14 protein-coding genes and 1 pseudogene are annotated in these 14,995 nt (G+C 71.0%); 4 read left to right on the top strand and 11 right to left on the bottom strand.

The genetic code is table 11. The features are described 5' to 3' along the window. Positions 1 to 141 precede the first annotated feature (141 nt). Positions 142 to 1,524: a glycine--tRNA ligase gene (locus AB0D85_RS44005; protein ID WP_362334123.1), complete on the bottom strand. Its 1,383-nt coding sequence runs from the start codon at positions 1,522 to 1,524 to the stop codon at positions 142 to 144. Positions 1,525 to 1,708: 184 nt separating this feature from the next. Here AB0D85_RS44005 and AB0D85_RS44000 point away from each other — a divergent pair, with 184 nt between their 5' ends. The 4 genes from AB0D85_RS44000 to AB0D85_RS43985 all read left to right on the top strand — a co-directional run bounded on the left by AB0D85_RS44000 (position 1,709) and on the right by AB0D85_RS43985 (position 4,815). Further along, positions 1,709 to 2,665 (top strand): metal ABC transporter substrate-binding protein, encoded by a 957-nt coding sequence (locus AB0D85_RS44000; RefSeq protein ID WP_362334120.1) that lies wholly within the window; start codon positions 1,709 to 1,711, stop codon positions 2,663 to 2,665. A gap of 11 nt (positions 2,666 to 2,676) precedes the next feature. Beyond that, positions 2,677 to 3,441: a metal ABC transporter ATP-binding protein gene (locus AB0D85_RS43995; RefSeq protein ID WP_362334117.1), complete on the top strand. Its 765-nt coding sequence runs from the start codon at positions 2,677 to 2,679 to the stop codon at positions 3,439 to 3,441. Then, positions 3,441 to 4,343 carry a metal ABC transporter permease gene (locus AB0D85_RS43990; RefSeq protein WP_362334114.1) on the top strand — a complete coding sequence of 301 codons (903 nt, stop codon included), beginning with the start codon at positions 3,441 to 3,443 and terminating at the stop codon, positions 4,341 to 4,343. Before AB0D85_RS43995 ends, AB0D85_RS43990 begins: the two co-directional genes overlap by 1 nt. Before the next feature lie 61 nt (positions 4,344 to 4,404). After that, positions 4,405 to 4,815, top strand: a complete 411-nt coding sequence (locus AB0D85_RS43985; RefSeq protein ID WP_362334111.1) for a transcriptional repressor — start codon at positions 4,405 to 4,407, stop codon at positions 4,813 to 4,815. A 67-nt stretch (positions 4,816 to 4,882) separates the two neighbouring features. Here AB0D85_RS43985 and AB0D85_RS43980 read toward each other — a convergent pair whose 3' ends face one another. The 10 genes and pseudogenes from AB0D85_RS43980 to AB0D85_RS43935 all read right to left on the bottom strand — a co-directional run bounded on the left by AB0D85_RS43980 (position 4,883) and on the right by AB0D85_RS43935 (position 14,962). Beyond that, entirely contained in the window at positions 4,883 to 6,235 is a 1,353-nt protein-coding gene (locus AB0D85_RS43980) for a histidine-type phosphatase (RefSeq protein ID WP_362334108.1), read from the bottom strand. 87 nt (positions 6,236 to 6,322) lie between these two features. Next, complete coding sequence (locus tag AB0D85_RS43975) at positions 6,323 to 7,174, bottom strand: isoprenyl transferase (RefSeq protein WP_362334105.1); 852 nt, start codon at positions 7,172 to 7,174, stop codon at positions 6,323 to 6,325. Between the two features lie 17 nt (positions 7,175 to 7,191). Next, a complete protein-coding gene (gene recO, locus AB0D85_RS43970) occupies positions 7,192 to 7,941 on the bottom strand; it encodes a DNA repair protein RecO (protein ID WP_362334102.1) in 750 nt (249 codons plus the stop codon). Between the two features lie 32 nt (positions 7,942 to 7,973). After that, a pseudogene (locus tag AB0D85_RS43965) lies at positions 7,974 to 8,063 on the bottom strand (DNA repair protein RecO); the annotation flags it as partial. A gap of 49 nt (positions 8,064 to 8,112) precedes the next feature. Continuing rightward, positions 8,113 to 8,337, bottom strand: coding sequence for a hypothetical protein (locus AB0D85_RS43960; protein WP_362334211.1), 225 nt, complete (start codon positions 8,335 to 8,337; stop codon positions 8,113 to 8,115). A gap of 135 nt (positions 8,338 to 8,472) precedes the next feature. Continuing rightward, entirely contained in the window at positions 8,473 to 9,399 is a 927-nt protein-coding gene (locus tag AB0D85_RS43955; protein WP_362334099.1) for a dihydrodipicolinate synthase family protein, read from the bottom strand. After that, a complete protein-coding gene (locus AB0D85_RS43950; protein WP_362334096.1) occupies positions 9,399 to 10,397 on the bottom strand; it encodes an ABC transporter ATP-binding protein in 999 nt (332 codons plus the stop codon). The genes AB0D85_RS43955 and AB0D85_RS43950 overlap by 1 nt, the downstream gene beginning before the upstream one ends. Next, on the bottom strand, positions 10,394 to 12,397 hold the full coding sequence (locus AB0D85_RS43945; protein ID WP_362334093.1) for a dipeptide/oligopeptide/nickel ABC transporter permease/ATP-binding protein: 2,004 nt from the start codon (positions 12,395 to 12,397) through the stop codon (positions 10,394 to 10,396). The genes AB0D85_RS43950 and AB0D85_RS43945 overlap by 4 nt, the downstream gene beginning before the upstream one ends. Continuing rightward, entirely contained in the window at positions 12,394 to 13,353 is a 960-nt protein-coding gene (locus tag AB0D85_RS43940) for an ABC transporter permease (protein ID WP_362334090.1), read from the bottom strand. The genes AB0D85_RS43945 and AB0D85_RS43940 overlap by 4 nt, the downstream gene beginning before the upstream one ends. 4 nt (positions 13,354 to 13,357) lie before the next feature. Continuing rightward, the gene (locus AB0D85_RS43935) at positions 13,358 to 14,962 is read right to left on the bottom strand and encodes an ABC transporter substrate-binding protein (protein ID WP_362334087.1); all 1,605 of its coding nucleotides are present in this window, start codon (positions 14,960 to 14,962) and stop codon (positions 13,358 to 13,360) included. Positions 14,963 to 14,995 lie beyond the last annotated feature (33 nt).

Genomic DNA, 14,995 nt, shown 5'->3' with positions numbered 1-14,995 from the left:
TGACAGCTGACAGATTTCAATATTTGTCAGCTGTCATGCAGGTCGGGGCGGAACGGAGCCGCGGCACTTCGGCCGCGGGAAACACGACGCCCACCCGCCGCCCGATCTGGTCGGGTGGCGGGTGGGCGAAGGAGGTGGAGGTCAGCAGCCCAGCAGGCGCCCGGCGAGGTAGCCCTCGATCTGGTCGAGGGACACGCGCTCCTGCTTCATCGAGTCACGCTCGCGCACCGTCACGGCGTTGTCCTCGAGCGTGTCGAAGTCGACGGTCACGCAGTACGGCGTACCGATCTCGTCCTGACGGCGGTAGCGGCGGCCGATCGCGCCCGCGTCGTCGAACTCGATGTTCCAGTTCTGACGGAGCGCCTGGGCGAGGCCCTTGGCCTTCGGGGACAGCTCGGGGTTGCGGGACAGCGGCAGGACCGCGACCTTCACCGGGGCCAGGCGGTGGTCCAGGCGGAGCACCGTGCGCTTCTCCAGCTTGCCCTTGGCGTTCGGCGCCTCGTCCTCGACATAGGCGTCGAGCAGGAACGCCAGCATCGCGCGCCCGACACCGGCCGCCGGCTCGATGACGTACGGCGTCCAGCGCTCGCCGGCCTCCTGGTCGAAGTAGGAGAGGTCCTGGCCGGAGGCCTTGGAGTGGGCGCCGAGGTCGTAGTCGGTGCGGTTGGCCACGCCCTCCAGCTCGCCCCACTCGTTGCCGCCGAACTGGAAGCGGTACTCGATGTCAGCGGTGCGCTTGGAGTAGTGGGAGAGCTTCTCCTTCGGGTGCTCGTACCACCGCATGTTCTCCTCGCGCAGGCCCAGGCCGGTGTACCAGTTCCAGCGCTGCTCCATCCAGTACTCCTGCCACTTCTCGTCCTCGCCCGGCTTGACGAAGAACTCCATCTCCATCTGCTCGAACTCACGGGTGCGGAAGATGAAGTTGCCGGGCGTGATCTCGTTGCGGAAGGACTTGCCCATCTGCGCGATGCCGAACGGCGGCTTGCGGCGCGAGGTGGTCTGCACCTGGGCGAAGTTGGTGAAGATGCCCTGGGCGGTCTCCGGGCGCAGGTAGGCGACCGAGCCGGAGTCCTGGGTCGGGCCGAGGTGGGTGGAGAGCAGACCCGAGAACTGCTTGGGCTCGGTGAACTGGCCCTTGTTGCCGCAGTTGGGGCAGTTCACGTCCGCCAGGCCGTTCTCCGGGAGGCGGCCGTGCTTGGCCTCGTAGGCCTCCTCCAGGTGGTCGGCGCGGAACCGCTTGTGGCAGGCGGTGCACTCGGTCAGCGGGTCCGTGAAGGTGGCGACGTGACCGGAGGCCACCCAGACCTCCGGGGCCAGAATGACGGACGAGTCGATACCGACCACGTCCTCGCGCGACGTCACCATGTAGCGCCACCACTGGCGCTTCAGGTTCTCCTTGAGCTCGACACCCAGCGGCCCGTAGTCCCAGGCGGCGCGCTGGCCGCCGTAGATCTCACTGCACGGGAATACGAAGCCACGGCGCTTGCTCAGGCTGACGATGGTGTCGATCTTGTCGGCGGCCACGGTGCTCTCTTCATTACGACGACGGGCGACGAAGCGGCTCCTCGACGGTGCGTTCGGAGCGAGCTTCAGAGCGAATGCCTCAGGTTACCGGCGTGGGCTCCCCCTCGACCAAATCGGTGCCGCTTACCAGCCTCTCACCCAGGCTTGTTGACAACGGTTTCCATGTTTGTTGAAAATGACTCTCATGAACGTACGACGACGCCTCATACCCGCGGCCGCCGCGACCACCGTCACCGCACTCGGCATAGCGACCCTCACGGCCTGCGGCGGCGACGCCACGGCGGCCCAGACCGGCAAGTTCGACGTCGTCGCGTCGTTCTACCCGATGGCCTTCCTCGCCGACCGGATCGGCGGCAGCCACGTCCACGTCACCAGCCTCACCTCGCCCGGCCAGGAGCCGCACGACCTGGAGATCAGCCCGAAGCAGATCATCGGGATCGAGAAGTCCGACGCGGTCCTCTACCTCAAGAACCTCCAGCCCTCCGTGGACGACGCGGTCGCCCAGTCGTCCGTGGGCACGAAGATCGACGCGGCCTCCCTGACCACGCTGGAGAAGCACGGCAACGAGGTCGGCGGGCACGCGGCCTCCCACGACACCTCCGAGAACAAGGAGCTGTCCGGCCTCGACCCCCACATCTGGCTGGACCCGGTGCGCTACGCCCAGGTCGCCGAGGGCGTCGGCAAGGCCTTCGAGAAGGCCGACCCGGACCACGCGGCCGACTACCGGAAGAACACCGCGGCCCTGGTGAAGAAGCTGGACGCGCTCGACACCCAGTTCAAGAACGGGCTCGCGCACACGAAGTCCAAGGTCTTCATCACCACTCACGCCGCCTTCGGCTACCTCGCCGAGCGCTACGGCCTGACCGAGGAGGCCATCAACGGCCTGGACCCCGAGTCGGAGCCGAGCGCGGCCCGCGTCCGGGACCTTGAGACCATGGCCAAGGCCGACGGCGTCACCACCGTGTTCTACGAGACGCTCGTCAGCGACAAGACCGCCAAGACCATCGCCGCCGACGCCGGGCTGAAGACGGACGTCCTCGACCCGATCGAGGGCATCACCGCCAAGTCCCGCGGCAAGGACTACTTCGCGGTCCAGGAAGCCAACCTCAAGGCACTCCAGCAGGCGCTGGGTGCCGAATGACGGGAGACGAGATGACCGGCGAGCCTGTCATATCCCTGCGCCGGGTGACCGCCGAACTGGGCTCGCGCCCCGTCCTGCGCGGCATCGACCTCACCGTGCACCGCGGTGAGGTCGTCGCGCTGCTCGGCGCGAACGGCTCCGGCAAGTCGACGGCGATCCGCACGATCGTCGGCCAGGTGCCGGCCAGCGGCGGCGAGATCACGCTCTTCGGCACCCCGCGCCGCGCCTTCCGCGACTGGTCCCGGATCGGCTACGTCCCGCAGCGCACCACCGCCGCGGGGGGCGTCCCCGCCACCGTCACCGAGGTCGTCTCCTCCGGCCGGCTCTCCCGCACCCGCTTCGGCCTCTTCCGCAAGGCCGACCACCAGGCCGTACGGCACGCACTCGGCCTGGTCGGCATGGCGGACCGGGCCAAGGACAACGTCGAGGCGCTCTCCGGCGGCCAGCACCAGCGGGTGCTGATCGCCCGCGCCCTGGTCGCCGAACCCGAACTGCTGATCATGGACGAGCCGATGGCGGGCGTCGACCTGGCCAGCCAGGAGATCCTCGCGGCGACCCTGCGCGAACAGGTCGCCCAGGGCACCACGGTCCTCCTCGTCCTGCACGAACTGGGCCCGCTGGAGCCGCTGATCGACCGCGCGGTCGTGCTCCGCGACGGCTGCGTCCTGCACGACGGCCCGCCGCCGCGCGCGGTCGGCCAGCACGCCCTGCCCGGCCACGACCACGTCCACCCCCACGACGAGCACACTCCACTGCGCACGGGACTGCTGAGCTGATGGACTTCCTGAACTACGCCTTCATGCAGCGGGCGCTGCTCGCCGCCGTCCTGGTCGGCATCACCGCGCCCGCCGTCGGCATCTACCTGGTCCAGCGCCGCCAGGCCCTGATGGGCGACGGCATCGGCCACGTGGCGATGACCGGCGTCGGCCTCGGCTTCCTCCTCTCCGCCTCCCCCGTCTGGATGGCGACGGCGGTCTCCGTCCTCGGCGCCGTAGCGATGGAACTGATCCGCTGGTACGGCCGCACCCGCGGCGACATCGCCCTCGCGATGCTCTTCTACGGCGGTATGGCCGGCGGCGTGATGCTGATCAACCTCGCGCCCGGCGGCTCCAACGCCAACCTGATGTCGTACCTCTTCGGCTCGCTGTCGACGGTGTCGCAGTCGGACGTGACCGCGATCTGCCTGCTGGCGGCCTTCGTGCTGCTGGTCACCCTCGGTCTGCGCCGGCAGCTGTTCGCGGTCAGCCAGGACGAGGAGTTCGCCCGGGTGACGGGCCTGCCGGTACGGGCGCTGAACCTGCTGACCGCGATCACCGCGGCGGTGACCGTGACGGTCGCGATGCGCGTGGTGGGCCTGCTGCTGGTCTCCGCGCTCATGGTCGTCCCCGTCGCCGCGGCCCAGCAGCTGAGCCGCAGCTTCGCGGCCACGTTCGCGATCGCCGTCGCGATCGGTGTGACGGTGACGATCGGGGGCACGATCACGTCGTACTACCAGTACGTCCCGCCGGGCGCGACGATCGTGCTGCTGACCATCGCCGCGTTCATCGTGCTGAGCGTGCTGGCCGCGCCGCTGGCCCGCCGACGCGCCCGCGCGGCCGCCGCGGGGCGGCCTGCCGGGGACCCGGCGGAGTGCGCGATTCCGGCCGGCCGGGAGGCCGCCGACGAGGTCGGCGTCTGACCGCCCTCGGCGCGGGCTGGCACAATGGCCCGGCAGAAGCAGTGATGTGAGGAGGCAACCGGTGACGACCGCTGGACCGCCCGTGAAGGGCCGCTCGACCCGCCAGCGGGCAGCCGTGGCGGCGGCCCTGGACGAGGTCGAGGAGTTCCGCAGCGCGCAGGAACTGCACGACATGCTCAAGCACAAGGGCGACTCGGTGGGCCTCACCACGGTGTACCGCACGCTGCAGTCGCTGGCCGACGCCGGCGAGGTGGACGTCCTGCGCACGTCCGACGGCGAGTCGGTGTACCGCCGGTGCTCCACGGGGGAGCACCATCACCACCTGGTCTGCCGGGTGTGCGGCAAGGCGGTGGAGGTGGAGGGACCGGCGGTCGAGAAGTGGGCGGAGGCGATCGCGGCGGAGCACGGGTATGTCAATGTGGCCCACACCGTGGAAATCTTCGGCACGTGCGCGGACTGCGCCGCGGGTTGAGCCGTAGTTCGACTGCAGGCCGGTGGGGGCTGGGCGCGCAGTTCCCCGCGCCCCTTACAGGGGCGCTTCAGTCCCGTCCGAAGCAGTGCTCCAGTTCGTTCAGGTCGTAGAACTTGCTGCCCTTCGCGACCGGCTTGCAGCCCTGCTTGAAGGCGATCTCCTTCTCGTTGTAGAGCATGCGCACCAGGTAGTCGTCGCCCTTCTTGAAGACGTCCCACTGGATGTTGGAGGCGAGGGAGGCGGCCTCGGCGCCGCGCCAGGGGTTGTTGGCGTAGGTGTAGTCCGTGCCGGGGGTGGCCGCCTTCTCGCTGCCGGGCAGCCGCATCAGCGCGGCCAGCGGGATGATCTCCTCGGCGTGGGTGAAGCGGAGTTCCGCGCCCAGCGTGCTGGTGCCGTCCCGCTTGGCCTCGGCCTGCTTGAAGAAGTCGTCGAGCAGGACGCCCGCCATCTTGTAGGTGATGTCGCTGTCCGAGAAGCTCGGGCCCTTCTCGTAGAAGTCCTCGGCGTCGCTGTGGTAGCCGAACCAGGCCGCGTCGCGCGGGGCGAGGTAGCGGTCGAAGTCCCAGCCCCTGCCGTCCGGGCTCTCCTCGCTCATGGCGGGGGCGATGGCGTAGAGGTTGTAGACGGCGGTGGCGGCGGTGATGTCGTCGGCGGTGGAGGCGAATTCGCCGTTCACCACGCGCTGCACGAACGCCGGCTTGAAGAGCTTGCCCAGGACCCGGGCGGCCGCCCGGTGCGAGGCCGGCTGGTCGGTGACCGACTTCAGGGTGGCGGCCAGGCGCTCGTCGCTCGCCAGCCACTTCTGGTAGTCGGCGCCGCCGGACGACTTGTGGAAGTAGAGGAGGTTCTTGTCGACGCGGGCCGTGCCCAGCGAAGCCTTCAGCGCCGGGTCGGCGTCGGTGAGGGCGGTGGAGAAGACCGTACCGCTGTCGACCGCGCGGCCCTGGCCGGAGCTGACGACGTCGATCTTCTCGCCGTTCGCGGCGATCGAGGAGAACAGGGACGGCAGGCGCTTCTCCAGGCGGACCGCGGTGGCGCGGAGTTCGTCCTTGCCCCGGCCGCTGAGGTTGCCGTAGCCGACCGCGCTCATGGCCGCTTCGAGGGCCTGCACGTCCGGGCCGAACTTCTCGCCGAGCGGGGTGAGTTGGCCGTCGGCCTCGGCCTGGTTCCAGAGCGCGAGGATCGTGTCGCCGTCCTCGCCGTCGGTGGCGGAGCGGGACCCGTGGCGGGAGACGTTCTCGGTGAAGACGGCGGTGTAGCCGGCGGGCGGCTGCTGGTAGGTCCGCGGGTTCTGCCCGGGGGCGTAGACGGCCTTGGTGCCGTAGCTGTCCCGGTGGACGGACCCGGTGTCCGTGGCGTGCGCGGGCAGCGCGGTGAGGAGCAGCGCGCCGAGGGAGAGAACGGGGATGACGCGCTTCATGAGGACCGCTCCAGGGACGGGAGACCGGCGGATGGCCAGGATGGATCTTCCGCATCCTCGACGGCCCTCATGAACGGCGGATGGCCGTCAGATGCCGGACGGGTCCTCCTCCGTGCGGCCCTCCATCGCCAGCAGCTCCTCGTTGGGGATGGCGCCGCCGAACCGCCGGTCGCGGGAGGCGTATTCGACGCACGCCCGCCACAGGTCGCGGCGGTCGAAGTCGGGCCAGAGCACGTCCTGGAAGACCATCTCGGCGTAGGCGCTCTGCCAGATCAGGTAGTTGGAGGTGCGCTGCTCGCCGCTGGGCCGCAGGAACATGTCCACGTCCGGCATGTCCGCGTAGTACAGGTGCTTCTGGAGGGTCTTCTCGGTGACCTTCGCCGGGTCGAGCCGGCCCGCCTTCACCTCCTCCGCGATCGCCTGCACCGCGTCGACGATCTCGGCGCGGCCGCCGTAGTTCATGCAGAAGTAGAGGGTGAGCAGGTCGTTGCCCTTGGTCTGCTCCTGGGCGACCTGGAGTTCCTTGGCGACCGACTTCCACAGCCGGGGCATCCGGCCCGCCCAGCGCACCCGGACGCCGAGTTCGTCGAGGGTGTCGCGGGACTTGCGGATGAAGTCGCGGTTGAAGTTCATCAGGAAGCGGACCTCTTCGGGCGAGCGCTTCCAGTTCTCGGTGGAGAAGGCGTAGAGCGAGATGTTGCGGACGCCGATCTCGATCGCGCCCTGCAGCACGTCGACGACCCGCTCGGCGCCGACCTTGTGTCCCTCGGTGCGCGGCAGCCCGCGCTCCTTCGCCCAGCGGCCGTTCCCGTCCATGACGATGGCCACATGGTTCGGGACCAGCTCGCCCGGGAGCTTCGGCGGGCGGGCACCGGACGGGTGCGGCTCCGGCGTCCTGTGATCACGGCGCCGGCCACCCAGGATCCCGCGTACGACCATGTGCTTCTCGACTCCCTCTAGCTCTTCTCTACATACCTGAGCGAGCGCAGCCCCCGCTCCAGGTGCCAGTGCAGATAGGCGGACACCAGGCCACTGCCCTCCCGGACGTGCCGTGCCTCGGCCGCGTCCGCCGTCTCCCAGTCTCCCGTAAGCAGCGCGCCGAGCAGCACCAGGGTCTGCGGCGAGGGTACGACGCTGCCGGGCACCCGGCAGTCGACGCAGACGGTGCCGCCCGAGCCGACCGAGAAGAAGCGGTTCGGACCGGGCATCCCGCACTTGGCGCAGGCGTCGAAGCTGGGCGCGTAGCCGTTGACGGCGAGGGAGCGCAGCAGGAAGGCGTCGAGGACGAGATGGGGGGCGTGCTCGCCCCGGGCGAGGGTCCTGAGCGCCCCCACCAGCAGCAGGTACTGCTGCACGGCCGGCTCGCCCTCGTGGTCCGTGAACCGCTCGGCGGTCTCCAGCATGGCGGTGCCGGCGGTGTAGCGCGCGTAGTCGGTGACGATCCCGCCGCCGTACGGCGCGATGGTCTCGCTCTGGGTGCACAGCGGCAGCCCGCGCCCGACCAGCTCGCTGCCGCGGGCGAAGAACTGCACGTCGACGTGGGAGAAGGGCTCCAACCTGGCCCCGAACTTCGACTTGGTCCGCCGGACCCCCCGCGCCACGGCCCGCACCCGCCCGTGGCCCCGGGTGAGCAACGTGATGATCCGGTCCGCCTCGCCGAGCTTCTGGGTGCGCAGGACAATGCCGTCGTCCCGGAAGAGACTCATGGCGCACCGACCCTTGGCTGGGGGTGCGGGGGTCGGCCCCCGCGTGGCTGCAGCATGATCCGGTCCGCCTCACCCAGCTTCTGGGTGCGCAGCACGATGCCGTCGTCGCGGAACAGGCTCATGGCCCCATTCTGCCCTGCCGGGGCAGGGGAGCGGTCCGCCGCGGAACCTTCAAGGGACCTCGCCGCGGCTTCGGGCGTTGGCGTGGGCGGTGGCCGCGCTGAGCCGTTCGGCCTGGGTCGCGACGCGCACGGTGTCCGGGTGGGCGTCCCACTCGCGTCCTCCCCCGTACGGCCGCAGCTGCACATACGGGCCCTCGTGCCCCATGACGATGCCCAGTCGTCCGGTGCGGGTGTCGACGGCGCAGGACCCGATGGGGAGGCTCTTCGCGTTCACCTCACCTGGCTCCCCCGTCACTGGGAATTTCACGCTTCGCATCACCGGTGTGGCGCTGCGTGCCTAGACTCGGCCGGAGTCTGTGCCGGACGTCCTTGCCGGAGGCATGGTCGGCCCGGCGGGCCGGGCAACGCCCTACATCAGCCCCGCGCCCGCGAGGAACTTCCCGACGCACTCGGTCTCCGCCTCCGACAGCGCCACCTGGGGCTCGGCCGTGGCCGGGCACTCGATGACGCCCCGCAGGTACAGCGCGGCCTTGAACGCCCCGAGCGCCGCCGAACTGCCGCCCATCCGGGCCGGGTTGCCGACGCCGGTCATCCGGAAGAGGGCGCACAGCCGCTCCTGTTCCGCCTGGGCCCGGTCCCAGTCGCCGGACCGGCACAGGCGGTGCAGGCGGACGTACCCGTCCGGGTCGACGTTGGCGAGACCCGGTACCGCCCCGTCCGCGCCCAGTGCGAGGGCCGAGTCGACGGTCAGCTCCGAACCCGTCAGCGCGCTGAAGCCGGGCAGGCCGCGCGAGCCCGTGACGACCTCGCGGAAGCCCGCCAGGTCGCCGCTGGAGTCCTTGAGCCCGGCCAGCACCCCGTCGGCGGCCAGTTCGAGGACCAGGTCGGCGGGGAGCTTGGTGTGGACGGCGGCCGGGATGTCGTAGGCGATCACCGGGACGGACGACCGCTCGGCGACCAGGCGGAAGTGGCGGGCGGTCTCGGCGGGGTGGGTGCGGGTGTAGAAGGGGGCGGTGACGACGACCGCGTCCGCGCCGGCGGACGTGACGGACGCGACGTGGTCCAGGACCCGGGGGGTCGTCATGTCGATCACGCCGGCCAGGACCGGCAGCCGGCCGGCCGCCTGGGACACCACCGTCTCCGTGACCAGCCGGCGCTGCCGGTCGGTCAGGTACGCGGCCTCCGACGTCGAGCCGAGCACGAACAGGCCGTCCACCCCGGCCGCCACCAGATGGTCGACGAGCCTGCGCAGGGAGGGGACGTCCACCTCGCGGTCCGGGGTCAGGGGCGTGCAGACGGGCGGTACGACACCGGTGAGCGGGGTGGGCAGGGTCATCAGGTCTCCCTGGGCAGGCTGTGGCTCGGCTGGTCCTCCTCCAACGGATGGTGACAGCGGTAGCGGTGGCCGGGGCATGACGCGGCCGTGAAGTCAGGCATGCGGACGGCACACTCGTCGTCCGCCCGCCAGCAGCGGGTGCGGAACGGGCACCCGGACGGCGGGCGGGTGGCCGAGGGGACCGGACCGGTGAGCGGGATGGGGTCGACGGGGTTCAGCAGGCCGGGGGTCGCCGAGAACAGGGCCCGGGTGTACGGGTGCCGGGCATGGCCGGTGGCCTCGGCGGCCGGGGTCTCCTCGACGATCCGGCCCAGGTACATGGTGATCACCCGGTCGCTCATCCGCCGTACCGTCTGGATGTCGTGGGAGACGAACACCAGCGCCAGGCCGAGGCGTTCCCGCAGGTCCAGCAGGAGGTTCAGGATCTGGGCGCGGACCGAGACGTCCAGCGCGCTGGTCGGTTCGTCCGCCACCACCAGGTCGGGGTCCAGGGCCAGCGCCCGGGCGATCGCCACACGCTGGCGCTGGCCGCCGGAGAGCTGACCGGGCAGGGCCTCCGCGAGGGCGCGGGGCAGGCCGACCAGGGCCATCAACTCCCGTACACGGTCCTCCCGTTCGGCCCGGGTGCCGCGCTCGTGGACGTCCAGCGGGTCGCGCAGGATCCGGCGTACGGGCAGCCGGCGGTTCAGGGCCGTCGAGGGATCCTGGAAGACCAGGCCGGTGCTCGCGCCGACCGTGGCACGGCGTTCGGCGGCCGGCATCGACCACAGGTCGCGGCCGTGGAAGGCGACCGTGCCGGCCGTCGGCCGCTGGATGCCCACCAGCACCTTCGCCAGCGTCGACTTCCCGCACCCCGACTCGCCGACCACCCCGACCGTCTCGCCGGGCGCGACGGTCAGGTCGGCGCCGGTCAGCGCGTACACCCGGTCCCGGGTGAACAGGCCTCCCCCGCGGGCCCTGTGGACCACGTGGACGCCGGACAGCTCCACCGTGCTCATGTCACCGCCTGCGTGCTCGCGAGGTCGACGGCCGGGTGGTGGCAGGCCGCGGTGTGGGTGGGGGTGCCGAGCAGGGCCGGTGGTGTCGTACGGCAGATCTCGCTCGCCGCCGGGCAGCGGTCGCTGAAGCGGCACCCTGCCGGGAAGTCGGCCGGGGAGGGCACCACGCCCCTGATCTGGGTGAGCCGTTCGGCCCCGGACTCCAGGGACAGCACGCTGCCGAGGAGGCCTCGCGTGTAGTGGTGGGCGGGGGCGGCGACCAGTTCGGCGGTGACGCCGGTCTCGACGATCCGGCCGCCGTACATCACCGCCACCCGGTCGGTGACGTCGGCGACGAGTGCGAGGTCGTGCGAGACGAGGACCAGCGCGAAGCGGAGTTCCTCGCGGAGGCGGAGGAGGAGTTCCATCACCTGGGCCTGGACGGTGACGTCGAGGGCGGTGGTCGGTTCGTCGGCGATGATCAGGCGGGGGTCGCGGGAGAGGGCCATCGCGATCAGGACGCGCTGGCGCTGGCCGCCGGAGAGTTCGTGGGGGTGGCTCCGGAGGGTTCGGGCGGGGTCGAGGCCGACGAGGGCGAGGAGTTCGGCGGGGGTGCGGTGCGCTCCGCGACGGACCAGTTGTTTGAGCTGGGCGTTGATGGTCATGGAGGGGTTGAGGGAGGAGAGGGCGTCCTGGTAGACCATCGCGAGTTCGTGGCCGAGGAGGCGGCGGTGGGGGGTGGTGAGGTCCACGGGCGGCTGCGGGTGGGTGGGGGCTGGTCGCGCAGTTCCCCGCGCCCCTTCGGGGGCGAACCAGATCTGCCCGTTGACTCGTGCCGTCTTCGGCTGCAGGCCCATGATCGACAGAGCCGTCAGGGACTTTCCGCAGCCCGACTCCCCCACCAGGCCCAGGACTTCGCCGGGGTGGATGTCGAAAGCGATGCCGTCCACGATGTTCACGCCCCGGTGGCGGTCCGGGAAGGCGATCGTGAGGTTCTCCACGGACAGGACCGGGGGGCCGTCCCGGGAGGGCAGGGGGCGGGCCCGGGCGCGGAGCCGCTCCCCCGCCTCCGTCAGGCCGGGCAGTTCCAGGGCCATGGCCTCCCCCGGTTCGGGTGCCTCGACCGGGTCCGGGGCCGCCTCCACCTCCCTCGGCGGCGGTGCCGCCCACGCGTCCGAGACGCCCTCGGCGAGGACGTTCAGGGAGAGGACCGTGAGGAGGATCAGCAGGCCGGGGAAGACCGTCGCCCACCAGCCGCCCGTCAGCACCATGTTCTTGCCGTCCGCGATGACGCTGCCCCAGGACGGGTCCGGTGGCCGTACGCCCGCGCCGATGAAGGACAGGGACGCCTCGAAGACGACGGCCTCGGCGACCTGGACCGTGCAGAAGACCAGGACGGGGGCGGCGCAGTTGACGGCCACGTGGCGGAGCACGATGTGGGGGGTGCGGGCGCCGACCACCCGTTCCGCCGTGACGTAGTCCTCGCCGTACTGGTCCAGGACGTTCGCCCGTACGACCCTGGCCACCGGCGGGGTGAAGAGGAAGGCGATCGCGCAGATCAGGACCGTGATGCCGCCGCCGAAGACGGACACCAGGACGGCGGCCAGGGCGATGCCGGGGAATGCCATCACCACGTCCAGGCAGCGCATCAGCGTCTCGTCGACGCCCTTGCGGGAGGTGGCCGCGAGCGCCCCGAGGAGCGCGCCGGCGACCAGGGCGAGGCCGGTCGCGCCGAGGCCGATGGCGAGGGACCAGCGGGCGCCGTACATCAGCCGGCTGAGGATGTCCCGGCCGAGGCTGTCCTGGCCCATCCAGTGGCCGGCGGAGGGGTGCCCGGTGCCGTCGACGGGGGCCTGCTGGGCGAGGGGGTCGTCGGGGGCGAGGAGGGGCGCGAAGACGGCCACCAGGACGACCGCGGCCAGGAATCCCAGGGCCGGCCTCGACAGCGGCGAGAGTCTGCGCAGTCGTACGCCCGGACGGGCCAGCGCGGCGGTGAGGCCCGTGCGGGTGAACGTCGTCATGCCGCCTCCCTCAGACGCGGGTTGACCAGCAGGTAGAGGATGTCGATGACGAGGTTGACGACGACGAAGCCGGTCGCGGTGGTGAGGACCACGCCCTGGATGACGGCCGGGTCGCCGTTCTGGACGGCGTCGATCATCAGCTTGCCCATGCCGGGCAGGGCGAAGACGGTCTCGATGACGACCGCGCCGCCGAGCAGGTAGCCGACGCGCAGGCCGAGCACGGTCAGGGGGTTCACGAGCGCGTTGCGCAGGACGTTGCGGCCGACGACCACGTGGGGTGGCAGGCCGCTGCCGATCGCCGTGCGGACGTAGTCCTTGTCGAGTTCCTCCACCACCGAGGTGCGGACGATCCGGGTGAGCTGGGCGGCCACCGGGAGGGAGAGCGCGAGGGCGGGCAGGGCCATGGTCCTCAGCCAGCCGGTGACGGAGTCCTCGGGGTTGATGTAGCCGCCGGACGGGAACCAGCCGCGGTCGACCGCGAGGTACTGGATCATCAGCAGCGCCAGCCAGAAGGCGGGGGCGGCGACGCCGACGAGGGACAGGACGCGGATGGCCTGGTCCGGCCAGCGGTCGCGGTGGATGGCCGCGACGACGCCTCCCGGCAGCGCCAGGGCGACGGCGATGCCGAGGCCCAGGAAGGTCAGCTGGAGGGTGAGCGGGAGGGCGGTGACGACCTGGTCGAGGACCGGGGTGCGGGTGAGGGCGCTGGTGCCGAGGTCGCCGTGGAGCAGGTCGCCGACGAAGTGGACGTAGCGGACGGGCAGGGGGTCGAGGAGGCCGTTGCGCTCCCGGAAGTCGTGGAGTTGCCGCGGGGTGGGGTTGGCGCCCTGGAAGAACGCGGACGCCGGGTCGACGTCGGAGAAGCGCATCACCAGGAACACGAACAGGGCGATGCCGAGGAGCAGCGGCACCAGCAGGGCGACGCGGCGCAGCAGGATACGGAGGACGGCGGCCATGCCGTCAGGCCCACTTGGCCGTCAGGACGTTGATGCCGGGGTAGGGCTGGGCCCTTATGCCGGTGAGTTCGCGCGGGTTCCAGGCGGTGATCAGCTCGTTGTGGACGACCGGGTAGAGGACGGCCTGTTCGGCGACGATGTCGATGTAGTCCTGGATCATCGTCTTCTTCTTGTCCGGGTCCGGTTCGCGGGTGGCCGCGTCCATGTCCGTGAAGAGCCGCTTCGCGACAGCGTTGTCGGCCCAGCGGGCGTAGCCCGTCCAGAGGTTCTCGGGGCCGTAGTTGTAGTGCATGATCAGGTCGGCGTCGAGGCCGAACTGGTTGGGGTTCGAGACGGCGGCGACGACCTGGTAGTCCTGTTTCTGGTCCATCTTGGTGAACACGGCCGTGGTCTCCTGCGGGGACAGGGTCGTGGCGACGCCGATCGCGTCCCAGGACGACTTGATGGTGGGCAGGCAGTCGACGAGCCAACTGACGTTGACCGCGAGGATGTTCACGTGCAGACCGCTGACTCCGGCCGCCGTCAGCAGGGCTCGCGCCTTCGCCGGGTCGTAGTCGTAGACCGTCTTCGCCCTCCGGTAGGCGGGGTTGGCCTCGTTCAGGAACGAACTCGCGGGTTTTCCGTGGCCCTTGAGGGCGACCTCCACGATCTTCCGCTTGTCGATGGCGTAGTGCAGCGCCTGCCGGACCCGGACGTCGTCGAAGGGCCGGTGCCGGGTGTTGAACATGAGGAACGCGTTGTTCATCCCGGCGCCGCCGCCGACCGAGAGGCCGCCCTGTTCGAGGCGGGGGATGTTGGCGTACGGGATGTTGTCGGAGATCTGCGCGCCCGCGTCGGCCCCGGAGATCCGGGCCACGCGGGAGGCGGCGTCGACGATCGTCAGCCAGTTCATGCGCCGGATGGCGGGTCTGCGGGGGCCGTTGTAGCGGTCGTACGCGGCGAAGGTGGTGTTCGACTTCGGGTGGTGGGCGGTCTGCCGGTACGGTCCCGAGCCGACCGCCAGCCCCCTGATCGCGTCGTCCCAGGCGCCGGGCCGGGAGAACACGTGCCGCGGCATGACCTTGGCGAGGGTGAGGCGGGCGATCCCGTCCGGGAAGGGGAACCTGAGGACCAGGTCGACGGTCCGGGGGCCGGCCTTGCGGGCCTCCTTCAGCCAGCTCGCGAAGAATCCCTGGGCGAGGGTCTGGGTGCCCGGGTCGAGGATCCGGTCGAAGACGAAGACGACGTCGTCCGCGGTGACGGGCTTCCCGTCGTGGAAGGTGGCCCCTTGGCGCAGGGTGAACCGCCAGGTGGTGGCGTTCGGGTCGGCGGGCAGCCGGGTGGCCAGCGCCGGGTAGGGGGCGCGGGTGATCGGGTCCGTGTCGGCCAGGCCCTCGTAGATGTGGTTGTTGGCGGCCATCGCGAACGCGGACGCGGTCTGGGTCGGGTCCCAGCTGCCGTCGTTGCCGTAGCCGATGACGGCCGTCAGGGTGCGGTCGGAGCCGTTGCCGCCGAGGTCGATCGTGGACCTGGGGCCGCAAGCGGTGAGTGACGACAGGGCCGCTGCCGCGCCGAGCGCGCCTGTGTGTGTCAGGAACGTCCTGCGGCCGTGGGTCGCCTCGTCGCGCACGGAGCCTCCAGCGTGGGGTCTGGAAAAGGGGAC

The organism is Streptomyces sp. NPDC048277, from assembly GCF_040652235.1.
Lineage (GTDB): Bacteria > Actinomycetota > Actinomycetes > Streptomycetales > Streptomycetaceae > Streptomyces.
Note: the sequence above shows the minus strand (reverse complement) of the source record. Positions and strands in the feature narration are given on the sequence as shown.

What these genes read in the sequence shown, in the direction of transcription:
- AB0D85_RS43980 (WP_362334108.1), bottom strand. Translation starts at nt 6,235, where the DNA reads ATGAAGCGCGTCATCCCCGTTCTCTCCCTCGGCGCGCTGCTCCTCACC.
- recO (WP_362334102.1), bottom strand. Translation starts at nt 7,941, where the DNA reads ATGAGTCTCTTCCGGGACGACGGCATTGTCCTGCGCACCCAGAAGCTC.
- AB0D85_RS44000 (WP_362334120.1), top strand. Translation starts at nt 1,709, where the DNA reads ATGAACGTACGACGACGCCTCATACCCGCGGCCGCCGCGACCACCGTC.
- AB0D85_RS43940 (WP_362334090.1), bottom strand. Translation starts at nt 13,353, where the DNA reads ATGGCCGCCGTCCTCCGTATCCTGCTGCGCCGCGTCGCCCTGCTGGTG.
- AB0D85_RS43955 (WP_362334099.1), bottom strand. Translation starts at nt 9,399, where the DNA reads ATGACCCTGCCCACCCCGCTCACCGGTGTCGTACCGCCCGTCTGCACG.
- AB0D85_RS43995 (WP_362334117.1), top strand. Translation starts at nt 2,677, where the DNA reads ATGACCGGCGAGCCTGTCATATCCCTGCGCCGGGTGACCGCCGAACTG.
- AB0D85_RS43990 (WP_362334114.1), top strand. Translation starts at nt 3,441, where the DNA reads ATGGACTTCCTGAACTACGCCTTCATGCAGCGGGCGCTGCTCGCCGCC.
- AB0D85_RS43950 (WP_362334096.1), bottom strand. Translation starts at nt 10,397, where the DNA reads ATGAGCACGGTGGAGCTGTCCGGCGTCCACGTGGTCCACAGGGCCCGC.
- AB0D85_RS43945 (WP_362334093.1), bottom strand. Translation starts at nt 12,397, where the DNA reads ATGACGACGTTCACCCGCACGGGCCTCACCGCCGCGCTGGCCCGTCCG.
- AB0D85_RS43975 (WP_362334105.1), bottom strand. Translation starts at nt 7,174, where the DNA reads ATGGTCGTACGCGGGATCCTGGGTGGCCGGCGCCGTGATCACAGGACG.